Below are 18,215 nucleotides of genomic sequence, written 5' to 3' on the forward strand. Positions count from 1 at the left end.
ATTTAAGATTAGCAGAAAAACAATATTTTGTAAACTTCCAGAGCTATTATCTCAGACTTATTCTTTTTATATTTTTTGCCAGTCCAGAAAATGAATCCACTTCTACCACTACTGCGGAAAGTATTGAAGAAATTGATGGGACATCAAATTTCTTGGGCATTTGATCGAGAAATTTTTCTATAACTTCATCTTTTTTAAATCCAATAACAGAGTCTTCAGGACCTGTCATTCCAACATCAGTAATATATGCAGTACCTTTTGGTAAAATTTTCTCATCAGCTGTTTGCACATGAGTATGTGTTCCAATTATCGCACTTACATGACCATCAAAGTAATGTGCAAAAGCCATTTTTTCAGAAGTTGCCTCTGCATGAAAGTCTATAAAAATTATATTTGTCTGTTCCTTAATTTTTTTTATTTCCTCTTTAGTTGTTCTAAATGGACACTCCAGTAAATTCATAAAAACTCTTCCACATACATTCAATATTCCAATAAGATTTTTTTTCCTTGTTGGGATCACAATACTACCCGTACCTGGGACTCCAGATGGATAATTTAAAGGTCTTAAGATTCTTGACTCTTTTGCAATATATGGAATAGCCTCTTTCTTATCCCATATATGATTACCTGTGGTTATTAAATCAATTCCATAGGAGAAAAGTTCTTGAGCAACATTTTCAGTTATACCAAATCCACCAGCTGCATTTTCTCCATTTGCAATGACAAATTCAATTTTATGCTGTTCAATAAGTCTGGGAAGTAAAACTTTTACACTCTGTCTTCCTGATTTACCAACTATATCACCGATAAATATAACATTCAATGTTTCATTATTTTGCATATTCTATAAATCTTGACTCTCTTATTACTGTCACTTTAATCTGACCTGGATAGCTCAACTCTTTTTCGATTCTTTTACTTAACTCTCTTGCAATAAAAGCACATTCTTCATCAGAAACTATTTCAGGTTCTACAATAAGCCTAACCTCTCTTCCTGCCTGAATTGCATAACAATTCTGAACTCCATGAAATGACATTGCGAGTTCCTCTAGTTTTGTCAATCTCTTTATATAATTTTCTATTGTTTCTCTTCTTACTCCTGGACGTGCTGCAGAAAGAGCATCAGCAGCAGCTACCAGAGCTGATTCAACACAGCTAAATTCAACATCTTCATGATGGGATAATATTGCATTTATCACCTCTTCACTTTCTCCATATTTTCTTGCAAGCATTGCTCCAATTTCCTGATGTGAACCCTCCATCTCATGATCAACAGCTTTTCCTATATCATGAAGAAGTCCGGCTCTTTTTGCCAGTTTTATATTGACATCAAGTTCACCTGCTAAAAGTCCACTCAGCCACGCAACTTCTTTTGAGTGTTGTAACACATTTTGACCGTAAGAAGTTCTATATTTTAATCTTCCTATTAGTTTTATAATTTCTGGGTGAACCCCGCTTAATCCAAGTTCAAATACAGCCTTTTCGCCCTCATCCCGTATCGCAGTATCGACATCTCTACGAGCTTTTTCAATAACTTCTTCTATTCTTGCAGGATGAATCCTTCCATCAACAATCAATCTTTCAAGTGCTATTCTAGCCACTTCTCTCTTTATAGGATCAAAAGATGAAAGTATGACAAGTTCAGGAGTGTCATCAACAACAAGATCAACCCCTGTTAAGGATTCAAATGCTCTTATATTTCTACCTTCTCTTCCTATTATTCTGCCTTTCATTTCATCATTGGGAAGGCTAACAGCAGTTACTGTTGCATCAACAACATAATCACTTGCATACCTCTGTACTGCAAGACTGAGTATTTCTTTTGCTTTTTTATCAGCTTCCTGTTTTGCCTCTTCTTCAATCTTTTTAATAAGTTTTGCAGCTTCAAATCTTGATTCCTGCTCAATCTTTTTAAACAGTTCCTGTTTTGCCTCTTCTTCCTTCATTCCAGCTATTTTTTCAAGTAGATGTTGTTGCTCAGCAATGAGCTTATTATAATTATTTTCTTTTTCCTGTAAGATTTTTTCTTTTGAAACAATCTCTCTTTCTCTTTTATTCAGTTCAATTTCTCGTTTTTCAACCTGTTCAATTTTGCGATCAAGAAGTTCTTCTTTCTGTCTGAGCCTTTTTTCCTGATAGTTGATTTCTTTAGTTTTCTCTTTTATTTCTTTTTCAGCTTCAGATTTTAATTGATATACAACTTCCTTTGCTGACAGTTGTGCTTCTTTTTTGATGGTTTCTGCTTCTCTTTTCGCATCTTCGAGTATTTTTTCAGCATCTTCAAGAATTTTTTCCTTTTCTTCTTTAAGCCTATTTTTCTGAAATAGATAAAATCCATATCCTGAAACTAAACCCAGAACAATTGCGATGACAATATATGTTAACTCCATTGGAAGACCTCCAAAAAATGTAGTTTAAAGGCTTATATGGTTATGATGATGTGGATGGAGATAATGTTGTGCAAAAAATTTTTATACTATTCATGTAATAAAATTAAACCTAAATTGCAATCTATCTCAAGTGGATTTCTCCACCATCATCATAACCCCGCCCTGTCGTGTGATAAGGAAAGTTAGATCCCCCTCTGACAGGTGGGCGCCTTGTAGGTAGGTTAGGCTTCCTCCGAAGAGGCATGCACACCGCTACCTACGCTGACTCCCTAACGGACCTAACTGCCGGATCCCCTTTCCCTTCCATCACGAACAGGGCAGGAAAGCTTCTTAATTATTTTATAACAAAAATCTAAAAAGATATGCAATCTTTATTTTTGGTATAATTAAAGCAATAATTATGTTGTTTTATTTGATAGATATTAACGATTCATCAGAAGGTATTCTTCTCTTCGGTATAACAGAAAATGGTGAACAGCATCAATTCATTGATTCATCATATATTCCTTATTTTCTCGTGCTTCCTTCAGATAAAACAAGAGCTCTTCAAGAAATTGATCAAATTATCAAAAAAAATTCTCTTCCTGTCATCAGAATATCAGAAGACAAACGCATTTTTTATGGCAAAGAAAAAGAGTTTATAAAGATTTTTACCAAGAAACATCAGGATTTACAGAAAGTAAGAGATGCGATAAAAGTTCTTGAATCAAAAAGAGGTGGTTCTGGATCAATAATTGATGAATTTGAGTATCAACTCCCTGCCTATAGAGTTTATCTTGCAGAAAAGAATATATCCTGTCTTCATTGGTTTGATATTAAAGAGAATGGGAATAATATAAAAATAATTAAAAAATCGGATGCACCTCAACCAAATCTAAAAGTTCTTGCATTTGATATGGAAGTTCTTGAAATCCTAAGGGGAACTCCTTCAATTATCATGATTTCAGTATTTGGAGAAGGAATTTCTAAAATAATCACTTATCAGGAAGCTAAATATAGTATTGATGCTATTATTGTAAAGGATGAAAAAGAAGTTATTAAAACTTTTCTCGATATTGTCAAAGAATTCGATCCTGATATAATCACAGGGTACAACACTGACCTTTATGATATGCCTGTTTTAAGAGAGAGAGCAAAAAAGTTAAAAATTGATATTGGTATCCTCTCAAGAGATAACTCAGGAATAACCCTTTCTAAAAGAGCACGATTCACTACAGCAAGGCTTATTGGAAGAGTTCATATAGATCTATTTAATTTTGTTTTCAACATTCTTTCTCCAATCCTTCAGAGTGAACAACTAACATTAAAAAATGTGTCTCAGGAACTGCTTGGCGATACAAAACTTGATATGGAATATGAAGACATTGTTCAAGCATGGGAGAAAGGACATGAACTTGATAAACTTGCCAGATACTGTCTTAAAGACAGTGAACTTGTATATGAGCTTACCAAGATACTACTTCCTGATATCTCTGCCCTAACAAGAATAACAGGACAATCACTTTTTGATACTTCAAGAATGCCATATAGTCAGCTTGTTGAATGGTACTACATTAAAAAGGCAAAACAGCAAAATCGGGTAATTCCAAATCAACCAAAGTTTGATGAAATAAAAGAACGTCAGCAGATTAGCTACGAAGGAGGTTTTGTAAAAGAGCCTGAAGTTGGGCTCCATAAAAATATCGCAGTTGTAGACTTTACATCTCTTTATCCTTCAATAATTGCAACATACAATATATCAATTGACACTCTTAACTGCAGTTGCTGTAAAAATAACGGGCATAAAGTTCCAGAACTTCCTTACTGGTTCTGCAAAAATACTAAAGGCTTTGAGTCTATGGCAGTGGAAGAACTTCTAATAAAACGACTTGAATTTAAAAAACAATTAAAAAAACTTGATCCAGCCTCACATGAATATGTTCTACTCGATACAAAACAACGAGCTTTAAAAACAATAATAAACGCTTCATATGGCTACTATGCCTATCCTGCCAGTAGATGGTATTCAAAAGAGTGTGCAGAATCAATAACAGCGATTGGTAGATACTGGATCAAGGAAGTCCTAACAAAAGCTGAGAAGAAAGGTTTCCATGTTATATATGCGGATACTGACTCAGCATTTTTAAAACTTAGCGCAGCTACCCTCTCCTCTGAAAAAGGGATTAATCTTGAAAGCTTGAAAGAAGAGGTTGAAAAATTTATAAACGAAATAAATGATTCTTTACCTGGTTTCATGAGACTAGACCTTGAAGACTTTTATGTGAAAGGTCTTTTTGTTCCGAGAGAATCTGGCGGTGTGGCTAAGAAAAGATATGCTCTTTTAGATGAAAAAGGTAGACTCAAAATTCGAGGACTTGAAGTAGTAAGAAGAGATTTGTCAAAATATGCACGGCAAACTCAGCAGGATATTCTGAAAATATGTCTTATAGAAGAAAATGTTGATAAAGCTTTTGAATATCTAAATGAAAGAATTAAAGCCTTACAAGAAAATAAGTATGAACTAAGAGAGCTTGTTGTATATGAACAACTTTCTAAACCAATATCAGAATATAAATTAATATCTCCTCATGTAATGGCAGCAAAAAGACTGTTTGAAAAAGGCATTCCTGTAGGTGAAGGAAGTGTTATAGGTTATGTGATTCAGAAGGGTTCTGGATCAATAAGTGAGAGAGCCTATCCTGTTGAGCTTGCTGATTCATCAAAACTTGATATTAATTATTACATTGAAAATCAGGTTATTCCTGTTGCAATGAGAATACTGAAAGCATTCAAGCAACAAAATCATCTTTTTAACTAACTTATTTTTTATGCGTCCTGTCAATTTCCTGTAAAATTTTTCTTTTTAATTCATCTATTTTCTTTTTATGCGTGCCATGCCAATAAATCTTCCCACAGGATATACATACCATAAAATCATGACCTACAAAAACAACATAATCAGGAATCAGTGCTTTAATACTGTCTTTTTCTACTCTTTGTATCTCTCCGTTACAAACAGGACATCTCGGTTTAAAACTGCATAAATCAGATGAACACTGAACAGCAGACAAAACTTCTTTTATTTGTTCTCTTATATCATCAGAATGTATCAATAAAACTTTTTTTAATAGTTTGGATCTGGCAAGAGAGTGATCTCTGGTTAGCAAGATTCTATCATCCTGTATTGATATTTTTATCAATTCTCTATCATCAAAATCATTGCTGTATAGAGTATCAAAACCAAAAAGCCTGAGCCATCGGCTCAGGCTTCCAAGCATTACATCAGCTACGAATCTCGGTATTGCTTTATCTAAGCTCAATTTTCTTCAGCATTCTCTTCTCTTAAGTGTTCTATCTGCATATTATTGTAGAACTCACCTTTTATTAGTGTATCCCTGTACGCAGGGGAACCTGTTCCAGCTGGAATAATTCTTCCCATAATGACATTCTCTTTTAATCCTCTCAGTTCATCAATCTTTGCTTCAATTGCTGCATCAGTAAGCACTCTTGTGGTTTCCTGGAATGAAGCCGCTGAAACCCATGATTCTGTTGCAAGAGCTGCTTTAGTAATTCCAAGCAAAAGAGGTTTTGCCTGTGCAGGCCGTCCGCCATTAGCTATAACCCTCTCGTTTTCCTCCATGAATACCACTCTATCAAGTTCATCCCCAATTAAGAATGATGTATCACCAGGGTCTTCTACTCTTACCTTTTTCATCATCTGCGTGACAATCACTTCAATGTGTTTATCATGAATTGAAACTCCCTGAAGTCTGTATACTTTCTGAATTTCATCAACAAGGTATCTCTGCAGTTCTGTTGGACCTAGAATCTCAAGGATGCTATGAGGATTTATAGAGCCATCTATTAATGGTTCTCCAGCTTTAACCCAGTCTCCATCGTGCACAATTACATGTTTACCCTTTGGAATAAGATATTCTCTTGTTTCATCAGCCCCTCTTACAACTATGACTCTTGAACCTTTCTGGCTTCCTTTAAACTCAACTATGCCGTCTATTTCACTGACAATGGCTGCTTCTTTTGGTCTTCTTGCCTCAAAAAGCTCTGCTACTCTTGGTAACCCTCCTGTTATATCTTTTGTTTTTATAGTTTCTCTAGGGATTTTTGCAAGAATATCTCCTGGCTCTACAATATCACCTTTATCAACCATTAAAAGTGCACCTGCTGGTAGAAGATATCTCGCAGGCGTTCCTGAAGGAAGTTTAGCGGTTTTACCATCTTTGTCTTTTATAGTAACACGAGGTCTGTAAGTTGCAGGATAATCAATTATTATTTTATGAGAAAGTCCTGTGGTTGGATCAGTTTCTTCTTTAAATGTAACACCTTCCACCATATCGCCAAGAGCGATTTTGCCTCCTATTTCAGTAATAATTGGCGTGGTGTAGGCATCCCATTCAGCTAATCTCTGACCTGCTTCAACCATTTGACCTTCTTTAACAATAATTTTAGCTCCATATACAAGATTGTATTTTTCTCGTTCCCTTCCTGATGAGTCTGTAATGATAAGCATGGCATTTCTATTAAGAACAACCAGTGAACCATCTTTCTTTTCAACATAATGAATGTTTTTAAATCTTACTATTCCTGAAGTTTTAGCTTCAAGCACAGCCTGTTCAACAATTTTTGTTGCTGCTCCTCCTATATGGAATGTTCTCATTGTAAGCTGAGTTCCCGGCTCTCCAATGGACTGCGCAGCTATAACACCTATTGCTTCACCTATTTCAATATCTTCACTTCTTGCAAGATCCATTCCATAACATTTAGAACAAACACCAAATTTTGTTCTGCATGTAAGAACTGAACGAATCTTTATTCTATCAATGCCTGCATCTACAATCTTCTTTGCAAGTCTCTGGTCGATTATTGTATCCCTTTTTGCAATAAGCTCGCCTGTCATGGGATCTTTTATGTCTTCTGCCAATGTTCTGCCATATATTCTTTCCTCAAGAGGCATAACAATCTCGCCACCCTCCGTAAGTGCAGTAATATATATCCCGTCTTTTGTTCCGCAATCATGTTCTACAAGAAATATATCCTGTGCAACATCCACTAGTCTTCTTGTTAAATAACCGGCATTTGCTGTTTTTAATGCTGTATCTGCCAGTCCCTTTCTTGCGCCATGCGTGGATATAAAATATTGAAGTGGTGTTAACCCTTCTCTGAAATTAGCTGTAATAGGTGTCTCGATAATCCCGCCAGATGGTTTTGCCATTAATCCTCTCATACCAGCCAGCTGTCTTATCTGAGCGATACTACCACGAGCACCTGAATCCGCCATCATGAATATGCTATTAAACGATCTTCTTTCTGCCAGCTCTTCTGGTGTAAACTCTCTGTCTTTTTCTGCACCAAGCTCTTTCATCATCTCATCAGCTACCTGTTCTGTAACATTTGCCCAGATATCTATTACCTTATTATATCTTTCACCTTGTGTTATCAATCCTTCTGCATACTGTCTCTGTACTTCCATTACCTGAGCTTCTGCTTCTTTGATTAATTCTGCTTTTTTTGACGGTATATGCATGTCATCAATGCATATAGAAATACCTGATTGTGTTGCAATATCAAAACCTAATTTTTCAAGTTTATTCAAAAATAAAACTGTATCTCTCTTTCCAAAATTATAATGAACGTATTCAAGCAGTTTACCTATTTCTTTTTTTGTCAGTTCTTTGTTAATCATCTGAAATGGAATGCCTTCAGGAACAATCTCTCTAAATAAAATTCTGCCTACAGTAGTTTCAACAATCTCACCATTTAATCTAACCTTTATTGGAGCATGTTTCTCCACCGCTCCACTCTGATAGGCAAGAATCACTTCTTCGGTGTCTGCAAAAATCTTACCTGCTCCTTTAGCATCTTTCCTTTCTTTTGTAAGATAATATACTCCAAGAACCATGTCCTGAGTTGGAACAACTATTGGTTTTCCATTTGCAGGAGAAAGAAGATTACCCACTGACATCATCAATATTCTTGCTTCAACCTGTGCTTCATATGAAAGAGGTATGTGAACCGCCATCTGGTCACCATCGAAATCAGCATTAAAAGCTGTGCACACGAGAGGATGAAGTTTTATCGCCTTTCCTTCCACCAGAACAGGATCAAAGGCCTGAATACCAAGTCTGTGAAGAGTTGGAGCTCTGTTTAAAAGTACTGGATGTTCCTGAATAACTTCTTCTAGAGCATCCCATACTTCTGGGAATTCCTGTTCAACAAGTCTCTTGGCCTGTTTAATTGTTGTAGCATGACCTTGTTCTTCAAGTTTATTAAACACAAATGGTTTAAATAACTCCAGAGCCATGGTTTTTGATAATCCACATTGATGCATATCAAGTTCAGGACCAACAACAATAACTGACCTGCCAGAATAATCAACTCTTTTGCCAAGTAAATTCTGTCTGAATCTTCCTTGTTTACCCTTTATCATATCGCTCAAGGATTTAAGAGGCCTGCGTGTTCCTGCTTTCAAAGCCTTTGAACGTTTTGTATTGTCAAAAAGTGTATCAACAGATTCCTGAAGCATCCTTTTTTCATTTCTGATAATCACGCTTGGAGCTCTAAGCTCCATGAGCCTTTTTAATCTGTTATTTCTGTTTATAACTCTTCGATAAAGATCATTTAAATCAGAAGATGCAAATCTACCACCATCAAGAGGGACAAGAGGTCTCAGCTCTGGAGGAAGCACTGGAACAATATCAAGTATCATCCACTCAGGACGATTACCAGAATTTTTAAATGCTTCAACCACTCTAAGTCTTTTGGTAAGCTTTCTTTTAATCCCATTTGAAGTAGCAGCTTCGATTTTTTCTTTGAGTTCTTTCGCAACTGCTTCAAGATCAATTTTTTTAAGAAGTTCTCTTATAGCTTCTGCTCCCATTCCTGCTTTGAAGTTGCTACCATATTCTGCTGTTTTTTTCTTATATTCATCTTCTGTAAGAATATCTTTTTCTTTTAATGGCGTATCACCAGGATCTATAACAATATAGTCTTCGTAGTAAATAACTCGTTCAAGTTGCCTCACAGAAAGGTCAAGTAGAATTCCCATCTTACTTGGGACTCCTCTAACAAACCAGATATGAGCCACAGGAGCAGCAAGTTCAATATGTCCCATTCTTTCACGTCTTACCTTGGATTGAATTACTTCAACTCCACATTTATCGCATATAACACCCTTGTGCTTCATTCGTTTGTATTTACCGCATAAGCATTCCCAGTCTTTTACAGGTCCAAAGATTTTAGCGCAGAACAGACCTTCTGGCTCTGGTTTAAAAGTTCGGTAATTGATAGTTTCAGGTTTTTTAACTTCTCCATATGACCACTCTCTTATTTTTTCAGGTGAAGCCAGCTTTATTCTTATCGCATCGAAATCTCTCGGATTTTTAGGCTTTTGAAAAAGCGAATAAATATCTTCCATCAAGGTTTATACCCCCTGTTTTTATAAATGATTCAACTTTTTTTCTTCTTCTCAAGAAGTTCCACATCAAGACAGAGACTCTGAAGCTCTTTGATTAACACATTAAATGATTCCGGCACTCCTGGTTCAAGTACTGGATGACCTTTAACAATAGCCTCATACATACGAGTTCTACCTGATATGTCATCACTCTTTACAGTTAAAAACTCCTGGAGTGTATACGCTGCTCCATATGCTTCTAGTGCCCATACTTCCATCTCTCCAAGTCTTTGCCCTCCAAATTGTGCCTTACCTCCAAGAGGCTGTTGAGTAACTAAAGAGTAAGGACCTATAGAGCGAGCATGAATTTTATCTGCAACAAGATGATGTAGTTTAATCATGTACATCTGTCCAACTGTAACTGTCCTTTCAAATGGCTCACCAGTTTTGCCATCATAAAGAGTTACCTGACCTGTTGTTGCAAATCCAGCTTTTGTTAGCATTTCCTCTATTTCAGATTCTTTAGCACCTTCAAAAACAGGAGTTGCGACATAAAAACCTAAAGCCTTTGCAGCAAGACCAAGGTGTGTTTCAAGAATCTGACCTATGTTCATTCTTGATGGAACTCCAAGTGGATTGAGTACCATATCAACAGGTGTCCCATCTTCAAGATACGGCATATCCTCTTCAGGTAAAACCATGGAAACAACACCTTTATTTCCATGCCTACCTGCCATCTTATCTCCAACCTGTATTTTTCTTTTCATAGCAATAAAAACTTTGACCATCTGATTAACGCTGGGTGGAAGTTCATCTCCTTTTTTTATTCTTTCAATTTTTTCATTGTATTTTGCATAAATCTGTTTTATATTCTGTTCTACCTCTTTATTAACCCTGCTTACCTCAAGTTTAACATCAGGGTCTTCTACCTTAAGTTTAAGCAATTGATTTACATCAAGAAGATTTACAACATTTTCTTTAAGAGCCTTTCCTTTTGCACAGAGTAGCTTATCACCCTTCTTTACATCTTCAAGTACAACTTTATTTTTAAGAATTTTTCTGATTCTGCTGGCTTTTGACTCTTTTAAGATTCTTATCTCATCTTCTCTGTCTCTTTCTATTCTTTTAATCTCCTCATCTTCTATAGACTGTGCTCTTCTGGATTTCTCTTTGCCTTTTCTGGTCAAAATTTTAACATCAATGACAACTCCCTCGATTCCTGGAGGAACATATAAACAGCTTTCCTTAACATCTTCTGCTTTTTCTCCAAAGATCGCATAAAGGAGTTTTTCTTCTGGTGTAAGAACCCTCTCTCCCTTGGGTGTTACTTTACCAACAAGAATATCGCCAGCTTTAACTTTCGCACCAATTCTGATAATTCCATCTTCATCAAGATTTTTAAGAAGTTCTTCATTGACATTTGGAATTTCTCTCGTAATCTCTTCAGGACCAAGTTTGGTATCTCTGCACTCAATTTCAAATTCATCTATATGAATAGAAGTATAAACATCTTCTTTTACAAGTCTCTCACTAACTAATATAGCATCTTCGAAGTTATATCCGCCCCATGGCATAAATGCAACAAGCACATTTCGACCAAGTGCAAGTTCACCTTTATCCATACATGGACCATCGGCAAGAATTGTACCTCTTTCAACCTGCTGACCGACCCTTACAATAGGTTTCTGCGTTAGACAGGTCCCCTGATTGGATTTATGAAACTTTACAAGATTGTATATATCAACACCACCACCTTCTTCTGTAACTCTTACAACAATTCTGGTAGAATCAACATTTTCTATTATGCCTGCCCTTTTAGCAACTATCAGCCATCCTGAGTCTCTTGCAGCGTATAACTCCATCCCTGTGCCAACTATTGGAGCTTCAGTATGAACAAGAGGAACAGCCTGTCTTTGCATATTTGAACCCATTAATGCCCTGTTTGCATCATCATTTTCAAGAAAAGGAATTAAAGAAGCAGATAAACTAACTATCTGCTTTGGAGATACATCCATATACTGTACTTCTTGAGAAGAAACCATCTTGAAATCACCTTTAACACGAGCAAATACTGTTTCTCCAATAAGATTACCATTTCTATCAACAGGAGTTGTTGCCTCTGCAATAATATAATTTTCACTTTCAAGAGCGCTCAAATATTGGATCTCATTTGAGACTTTACCATTAACAACTTTACGGTATGGAGATTCTATAAAACCGAATTCATTAATTCTTGCATATGTTGCTAGAGAAGTTATCAGTCCAATGTTGGGTCCCTCTGGAGTCTCTATAGGACATATTCTTCCATAATGAGTTGGATGAACATCCCTTACTTCAAATCCTGCTCTTTCACGTGTGAGTCCTCCTGGTCCAAGAGCGCTTAATCTTCGTTTATGTGTTATTTCACTTAATGGATTTGTCTGATCCATAAACTGACTTAACTGACTTGTACTGAAAAACTCTTTCACAGCAGCCATTACAGGCTTAGTGTTTATTACATCATGGGGCATTGCTGTCTCAACATCAGTAATTGTCATCTTTTCCTTAATTGCTCTCTCCATTCTTACCAGTCCGATACGAAACTGATTTTCTAAAAGTTCACCAACACCTCTAACTCTTCTATTTCCGAGATGATCTATATCATCAACTTCTCCCTTGCCTGTCCTAAGATTTAGCAAATATTTAACAATTTCAATAATATCTTTATCAGTTAGCACTCTCACATCAAGTGGGATATCAAGTCCTAACTTCTGATTTAATTTAAGTCTTCCTACAGAAGAAAGGTCATATCTTTTAGGATCAAAAAATAATCCATAAAAAAGTTCTTCAGCAGCTTCCTCAGTGGCAGGTTCTCCAGGTCTCAACTTCTTATATATCTCTTTTAATGCAGACTTTTTATTATCAACTTTATCAGTAAGTAATGTCTCTCTTAGAGATGGAAGATAATTAACATTATCTATAAAAAGTAACTGTATTTTTTGAATTTTAGCAGATATAATTCTGTAAAAAGCTTCTTCTGTGATCTCTTTGTTGCTGTCAACTATTACCTCACCAGTTTCAGGATCAACAATATCTGAAAGACTTATTCGTCCAATTATTTCTTCTTTCAAAATTGGTATTTCCTGAATTCCCAGGTCTTTCATCTTTTTTAATGAATATTTAGTTATTTTACTTCCTTCCTTTACCAGAATATCTTTCCCATCAGGACTATAGAGATCAATTTTTGTTCTAAGACCTGTTAAGATATCGCTTATAACTCTTGTATAAGTGTGATCATCTTTTATATTGATTTCCTCAATAGGATAAAAAATCTTGAGCAAATCTTCGTTTGTATATCCAAGTGCCTTGAGAACAATTGTAGCTGGAAGTTTTTTTCTCTTATCAATTCTTACATATAGAAGATCTTTTGAATCAAACTCAAAATCAAGCCACGAACCTCTTACAGGAATAATTCTCGCTGAATAAAGAAATCTACCGCTTATCCTGCTTTTGCTTCTATCAGGTGCAAAATAAACACCCGGAGACCTGTGTAGCTGACTAACTACAACTCGCTCAACTCCGTTTATTATAAAGCTACCTGTCTCGGTCATCATGGGTAAATCACCAAGAAACACTTCCTGTTCTCTGGATTCTTTAAGAAACTTTTTCCCCTCATCATCCTTATCCCAGATGTTCAAACGCATTTTCATTTTAATTGGAACAGAATAAGTAAGCCCTTTAACCATGCATTCATAAGGAGTTAATTTTGATTCACCAACTGAGTATGAAATAAACTCTATTGTAGTTGTTCCATTATAATCACTTATAGGAAAAACACTGTTTAAAGCTGCCTGAAGTCCTTCTTCAACTCTGTCGTAAGGGGGAATATCTTTTTGAAGAAATTTATCAAAGGATTTTCTCTGAAATTCCAAAAGATAAGGCACCTCCAGAAGTGGAGGTACCTTCCCAAAATTTATTCTCTCTCTTAAAGGCTTTATCATGGTTCTCCTTCTCTTTAAAATTTTTACTGTACTTCTACTGTTGCACCTTCAGCTTCAAGTTTTGCTTTAATAGTTTCAGCTTCTTCCTTAGAGACACCTGTTTTTACAGGTTTCGGAGCACCGTCAACCAGGTCTTTAGCTTCTTTAAGTCCAAGCCCTGTTAGTTCCCTTACAACTTTAATTACTTGAATTTTCTTGTCTCCTGCAGCCTTTAAGATTACATCAAAGCTTGTTTTTTCCTCAACTGCCTGTGCTGCCTGTGCTGCTGCAGGAGCACCCGCTGCTGCTACTGCAACCGGAGCTGCTGCTGTTACTCCGTATCTTTCCTCAAATTCTTTGATAAATTGACTTAATTCAAGAATTGTAAGATTATCAAAAAACTGAAAAACCTCTTCTTTTGTAATTGCCATAATTAATTCCTCCTTTTATTAAGCTTTCTTATTTTTTAACGATTCTAATGCATAAAGCAATTTAGTATTTACTGCCTGCATCGCATAAGCCATTTTGGTAAGTGGAGAACTCATTGCACCAACCAGCATTCCAAGTAGAACATTCTTTGAAGGTAACTTGGATATCTCTTTGAGTTCTGCTGCAGAATATACATTACCCTCAACAACACCCTGTTTAAGTTTTAATTTTTCATTTTTTTCAGAAAAATCAAGAGCCTTTTTAACTATCACAACTGGATCATCATAACCAAAAACTACACCAGTACATCCCTCTAAAGAACTTTTCAAATGTTCTTTAAAAGGCGCATCTTTAAGTGCTATTCCCAGAAGAGTATTTTTGCATACTCTATATTCTCCACCGGACTCTTTAATTTTCTGCCTTAAATCCGAAATTTCAGCTACTGTTAACCCCTGAAAATCAGTTAAAATGAATGATTTAGCTTTTGCTAACCGTTGAGAAATTTCTTCAACCCTTTTCTTTTTTGCTTCTTTTGTGGTAATCAGATTATCCTCCTTTCCCGGACAGCAGTGCAGTTATATTTATTTGAAGCTTTCAATATGCTCAATTCTTTTAATAATCTCGGCAGGCGGACATCCATTAAGCTTCGAGCACCTGCTGTCTCAGATTTATTTATAACAGGCAAAGCCTGTTTTTAAAGTTTCAACTCAGATATGTTTATTTTTAACCCAGGTCCCATTGTAGAAGACAATGTAACTTTTTTAATATATTTACCTTTTGATGTCGGAGGTTTTGCCTTAATTATTGACTTCAAAACTGCCATCGCATTTTCAACAAGCTTTTCTCTGTCAAAAGACAGTTTACCAATAGGAACATGAACAACTCCACCTTTGTCAGTTCTGTATTCAATCTTACCTCCCTTAGCCTCTTTCACCGCTCTTCCAACATCGAATGTTACAGTACCTAACTTTGGATTTGGCATTAACCCTCTCGGACCCAGAATTTTACCAAGTTTACCAACCTGCCCCATCATATCAGGTGTTGCAATTACTCTATCAAACTCAAGCCAGCCCTGTTGAATTTTCTCAATTAAATCTTCTGCTCCAACATAATCCGCTCCAGCTTCTTCTGCTTCTTTTTCCTTTTCTCCTTTCGCAAAAACCAGAACTCTAACCTGTTTACCTGTTCCATGAGGAAGAACTACAGTGCCTCGTACAACCTGATCGGATTTTTTAGGATCAACACCTAAATTTATCGCCATCTCTACAGTCTCATCAAATTTTGCGAAACTATTCTCTTTAAGAAAATCTATTGCCTCTTCTAGAGTATACTCTTTTGTAGTGTCTAATTTTTCCTTAACAGCAGCCAATTTTTTGCTCATTTATCTTACCCCCTTATCTCTACACCCATGCTTTTTGCAGTACCAATTACCATTTTCATTGCGGATTCAATAGATACGGTATTTAAATCAGGCAGTTTTGTTTTGGCTATTTCTTCTATCTGTTTTATGGTCAAAGAACCAACTTTTTCTTTACCTGGTAATCCAGAACCTTTTATTATTCCAGCAGCCTTTTTAATAAGCTCAGATGTTGGAGGTGTTTTGAGAATAAACGTAAATGATCTGTCTTTATAAATAGTTAATACAACTGGAATAAGAGTCTCACCCATGTTTTGGGTTTGAGCATTAAACTGTTTACAAAATTCCATAATATTAATTCCATGTGGACCAAGAGCTGGCCCCACAGGCGGAGCAGGATTTGCTTTACCTGCTGGTATAACAAGTTTTACCTGTGCTGTTACTTCTTTTTGTGCCATAACTTTTATTCCTCCCTCTATACCTTTTCAATTTGTGAAAAAGACAATTCTACAGGTGTTTGTCTACCAAAAATGCTTACCATAACTTTAACTTTTTCATGTTCAGCATCTACTTCATCAATATATCCTGTAAAATTCGTAAATGGACCATCTATAATTCTAACAGTCTCTCCCTTTTCAAAATGGGTTCTGATTTGAGGAGCCTTACCTTTTTCCAATTGCTGAAGAATCATCTCAACTTCTTCTTCTGGAACAGGAGCAGGTTTTTTGCCTCCAATAAACCCTGTTACCCTCTGAGTTGTGCTTACCAAATGCCATGTATCATCATTAAGTTCCATCTCAACAAGAATATATCCTGGATAAAACTTTTTTTTCTGTTCTTTTTTCTTTTTTCCTTTTACCTCTATTATTTTTTCAGTCGGAATCAAAATTCTCGTAATTTTATCATCAAGAGCCTTAAGTTTAGCTCTTTCTTCAATTGAAGCTTTTACCTTTTCTTCAAAACCAGACATCGTATGAATGACATACCATTGTTTTGACATATTTTCACCTAATAAATACATTTATAACTCTTGATAAAACAAGATCCACAAACCCCAAAAAAAATGAAATTAGAACCACAGTTACAATAACAACCCATGTAGAAGCCACAACTTCATCTTTTTTAGGATAATTAACTTTCTTCGCTTCTATTTTTACATCATTAAAAAAATTTTTAAGCCTTGATATCACTATTCACCTCAAAAAAACATAATGAACAGGCCAGGAGGGATTTGAACCCCCAGCCCCCGGATTTGGAGTCCGGTGCTCTATCCGTTAGAGCTACTGGCCTAACATTAAGTTTTAGTTTCTTTATGTAATGTGTGTCTTCTGCAATGCTTACAATATTTTTTTAACTGCAATTTATCAGGTGTTGTTTTTTTATTTTTTGTTGTAGAATAATTTTTATTTTTACATTCAGTACACTGAAGCAGTATAATATCTCTCATTTTTTACTCCAGCACCTCTGTAACCACACCTGCACCTACTGTTCTTCCACCTTCTCTTATCGCAAACCTCAATCCCTCTTCCATCGCTATCGGCGCTATTAACTCAGCTGTTAGATTCACATTGTCCCCTGGCATCACCATCTCTACTCCCTCTGGTAACTTTATCACTCCTGTTACATCTGTCGTCCTGAAATAAAACTGAGGCCTGTATCCATTGAAAAATGGCGTGTGCCTCCCTCCTTCTTCTTTCGTCAATACATACACTTCTGCCTTGAACTTAGTATGCGGCGTAATGCTTCCAGGCTTCGCTAACACCATGCCCCTCTCTACTTCTTCCTTGCCTATCCCTCTCAACAGTACCCCTATGTTGTCTCCTGCCCTTCCTTCATCCAGTATCTTTCGAAACATTTCTAACCCTGTCGCTACTGTCTTCCTCGTCTCCCTTAACCCTACTATCTCTACTTCATCTCCTACTTTGATTATCCCTCTGTCTACTCTGCCTGTTACTACTGTCCCTCTTCCTGATATCGTAAATACATCTTCTATCGGCATTAAAAATGGCTTGTCTACTGGCCTCTGTGGCTCTGGTATATAGCTGTCTAATGCATCCAGTAACTCTTGTATTGCTTTGTATTCCTCTGCATTGGGATCTTTGCTGCTACTTTCCAATGCCTTTAATGCACTCCCCCTTATTATCGGTATCTCATCCCCTGGAAATCCATACTTGCTCAATAGCTCCCTTACTTCTAACTCCACTAAATCCAGTAACTCAGGATCATCTACCATGTCTGTCTTGTTCATAAATACTACTATGTATGGTACCCCTACCTGCCTCGCTAATAAAATGTGCTCCCTCGTCTGCGGCATCGGTCCATCATTCGCCGCTACTACAAGTATCGCTCCATCCATCTGCGCTGCACCTGTTATCATGTTCTTTATGTAGTCTGCATGCCCAGGACAGTCTACATGCGCATAATGCCTCTTGTCTGTCTCATACTCTACATGCGATGTGCTTATCGTTATTCCCCTCGCCTTCTCCTCAGGTGCATTATCTATCTGGTCATAACTCTTAAAGTGCGCCATGCCTTTTAAATCCAGATACTTCGTTATCGCTGCCGTCAATGTCGTCTTGCCATGATCAATATGCCCTATCGTACCTACATTTACATGCGGCTTCTTCCTCTCAAATTTTGCCTTTCCCATTTCCTTCCCTCCTTATTAAATCTTTTCAATCTCGTTAAAC

At 36.4% G+C, this 18,215-nt stretch carries 14 protein-coding genes, 1 tRNA gene and 1 other RNA gene; 1 reads left to right on the forward strand and 15 read right to left on the reverse strand.

Features of this window, described 5'->3' with window-relative positions; genetic code table 11:
* Nucleotides 1-46 precede the first annotated feature (46 nt).
* The 3 genes from G581_RS0104365 to ssrS form a co-directional block, all read right to left on the reverse strand.
* Nucleotides 47-841, reverse strand: a complete 795-nt coding sequence (locus G581_RS0104365) for a TIGR00282 family metallophosphoesterase (RefSeq protein WP_038064971.1) — start codon at nt 839-841, stop codon at nt 47-49.
* Nucleotides 831-2,390 carry a ribonuclease Y gene (gene rny / locus G581_RS0104370; RefSeq protein WP_028844767.1) on the reverse strand — a complete coding sequence of 520 codons (1,560 nt, stop codon included), beginning with the start codon at nt 2,388-2,390 and terminating at the stop codon, nt 831-833. Before rny ends, G581_RS0104365 begins: the two co-directional genes overlap by 11 nt.
* A gap of 150 nt (nt 2,391-2,540) precedes the next feature.
* Nucleotides 2,541-2,717, reverse strand: a non-coding RNA gene (gene ssrS / locus G581_RS11885) — 6S RNA.
* Between the two features lie 73 nt (nt 2,718-2,790).
* Between ssrS and G581_RS0104375 the strand changes: the two genes are divergently transcribed.
* Nucleotides 2,791-5,187: a DNA-directed DNA polymerase gene (locus G581_RS0104375; protein WP_083962611.1), complete on the forward strand. Its 2,397-nt coding sequence runs from the start codon at nt 2,791-2,793 to the stop codon at nt 5,185-5,187.
* Between the two features lies 1 nt (nt 5,188).
* Here the strand turns inward: G581_RS0104375 and G581_RS0104380 are convergent, their stop codons facing one another.
* The 12 genes from G581_RS0104380 to tuf form a co-directional block, all read right to left on the reverse strand.
* Nucleotides 5,189-5,689 (reverse strand): Mut7-C RNAse domain-containing protein, encoded by a 501-nt coding sequence (locus tag G581_RS0104380; RefSeq protein ID WP_051178838.1) that lies wholly within the window; start codon nt 5,687-5,689, stop codon nt 5,189-5,191.
* A complete protein-coding gene (gene rpoC, locus G581_RS0104385; RefSeq protein WP_051178840.1) occupies nt 5,686-9,801 on the reverse strand; it encodes a DNA-directed RNA polymerase subunit beta' in 4,116 nt (1,371 codons plus the stop codon). Before rpoC ends, G581_RS0104380 begins: the two co-directional genes overlap by 4 nt.
* A 32-nt stretch (nt 9,802-9,833) precedes the next feature.
* A complete protein-coding gene (gene rpoB / locus G581_RS0104390; RefSeq protein WP_028844771.1) occupies nt 9,834-13,760 on the reverse strand; it encodes a DNA-directed RNA polymerase subunit beta in 3,927 nt (1,308 codons plus the stop codon).
* A gap of 23 nt (nt 13,761-13,783) precedes the next feature.
* A complete protein-coding gene (gene rplL, locus G581_RS0104395; RefSeq protein ID WP_169368379.1) occupies nt 13,784-14,173 on the reverse strand; it encodes a 50S ribosomal protein L7/L12 in 390 nt (129 codons plus the stop codon).
* 15 nt (nt 14,174-14,188) lie between these two features.
* Nucleotides 14,189-14,743 (reverse strand): 50S ribosomal protein L10, encoded by a 555-nt coding sequence (gene rplJ, locus G581_RS11890; protein ID WP_083962613.1) that lies wholly within the window; start codon nt 14,741-14,743, stop codon nt 14,189-14,191.
* Between the two features lie 119 nt (nt 14,744-14,862).
* Nucleotides 14,863-15,549: a 50S ribosomal protein L1 gene (gene rplA / locus G581_RS0104405; protein ID WP_028844774.1), complete on the reverse strand. Its 687-nt coding sequence runs from the start codon at nt 15,547-15,549 to the stop codon at nt 14,863-14,865.
* Nucleotides 15,550-15,554: 5 nt separating this feature from the next.
* Complete coding sequence (gene rplK, locus G581_RS0104410) at nt 15,555-15,983, reverse strand: 50S ribosomal protein L11 (RefSeq protein WP_028844775.1); 429 nt, start codon at nt 15,981-15,983, stop codon at nt 15,555-15,557.
* A gap of 17 nt (nt 15,984-16,000) precedes the next feature.
* Nucleotides 16,001-16,525, reverse strand: coding sequence for a transcription termination/antitermination protein NusG (nusG, locus tag G581_RS0104415; protein WP_028844776.1), 525 nt, complete (start codon nt 16,523-16,525; stop codon nt 16,001-16,003).
* A 4-nt stretch (nt 16,526-16,529) separates the two neighbouring features.
* Entirely contained in the window at nt 16,530-16,715 is a 186-nt protein-coding gene (gene secE, locus G581_RS0104420; RefSeq protein ID WP_051178844.1) for a preprotein translocase subunit SecE, read from the reverse strand.
* Between the two features lie 26 nt (nt 16,716-16,741).
* Nucleotides 16,742-16,815: transfer RNA gene (locus G581_RS0104425), tRNA-Trp, on the reverse strand.
* A gap of 4 nt (nt 16,816-16,819) precedes the next feature.
* A complete protein-coding gene (gene rpmG, locus G581_RS0104430) occupies nt 16,820-16,972 on the reverse strand; it encodes a 50S ribosomal protein L33 (RefSeq protein ID WP_028844778.1) in 153 nt (50 codons plus the stop codon).
* Nucleotides 16,973-16,975: 3 nt separating this feature from the next.
* Complete coding sequence (gene tuf / locus G581_RS0104435) at nt 16,976-18,175, reverse strand: elongation factor Tu (RefSeq protein WP_028844112.1); 1,200 nt, start codon at nt 18,173-18,175, stop codon at nt 16,976-16,978.
* Between the last annotated feature and the right edge of the window lie 40 nt (nt 18,176-18,215).

Source organism: Thermodesulfovibrio thiophilus DSM 17215 (assembly GCF_000423865.1).
In the GTDB taxonomy this organism is placed as follows: Bacteria; Nitrospirota; Thermodesulfovibrionia; order Thermodesulfovibrionales; family Thermodesulfovibrionaceae; genus Thermodesulfovibrio; species Thermodesulfovibrio thiophilus.

Excerpts from the sequence above, each read along its gene's own strand:
- rpmG (WP_028844778.1), bottom strand. The coding sequence starts at position 16,972 with ATGAGAGATATTATACTGCTTCAGTGTACTGAATGTAAAAATAAAAAT.
- rny (WP_028844767.1), bottom strand. The coding sequence starts at position 2,390 with ATGGAGTTAACATATATTGTCATCGCAATTGTTCTGGGTTTAGTTTCA.
- rplK (WP_028844775.1), bottom strand. The coding sequence starts at position 15,983 with ATGGCACAAAAAGAAGTAACAGCACAGGTAAAACTTGTTATACCAGCA.
- nusG (WP_028844776.1), bottom strand. The coding sequence starts at position 16,525 with ATGTCAAAACAATGGTATGTCATTCATACGATGTCTGGTTTTGAAGAA.
- rpoB (WP_028844771.1), bottom strand. The coding sequence starts at position 13,760 with ATGATAAAGCCTTTAAGAGAGAGAATAAATTTTGGGAAGGTACCTCCA.
- G581_RS0104375 (WP_083962611.1), top strand. The coding sequence starts at position 2,791 with ATGTTGTTTTATTTGATAGATATTAACGATTCATCAGAAGGTATTCTT.
- G581_RS0104365 (WP_038064971.1), bottom strand. The coding sequence starts at position 841 with ATGCAAAATAATGAAACATTGAATGTTATATTTATCGGTGATATAGTT.
- rplA (WP_028844774.1), bottom strand. The coding sequence starts at position 15,549 with ATGAGCAAAAAATTGGCTGCTGTTAAGGAAAAATTAGACACTACAAAA.
- tuf (WP_028844112.1), bottom strand. The coding sequence starts at position 18,175 with ATGGGAAAGGCAAAATTTGAGAGGAAGAAGCCGCATGTAAATGTAGGT.
- rpoC (WP_051178840.1), bottom strand. The coding sequence starts at position 9,801 with ATGGAAGATATTTATTCGCTTTTTCAAAAGCCTAAAAATCCGAGAGAT.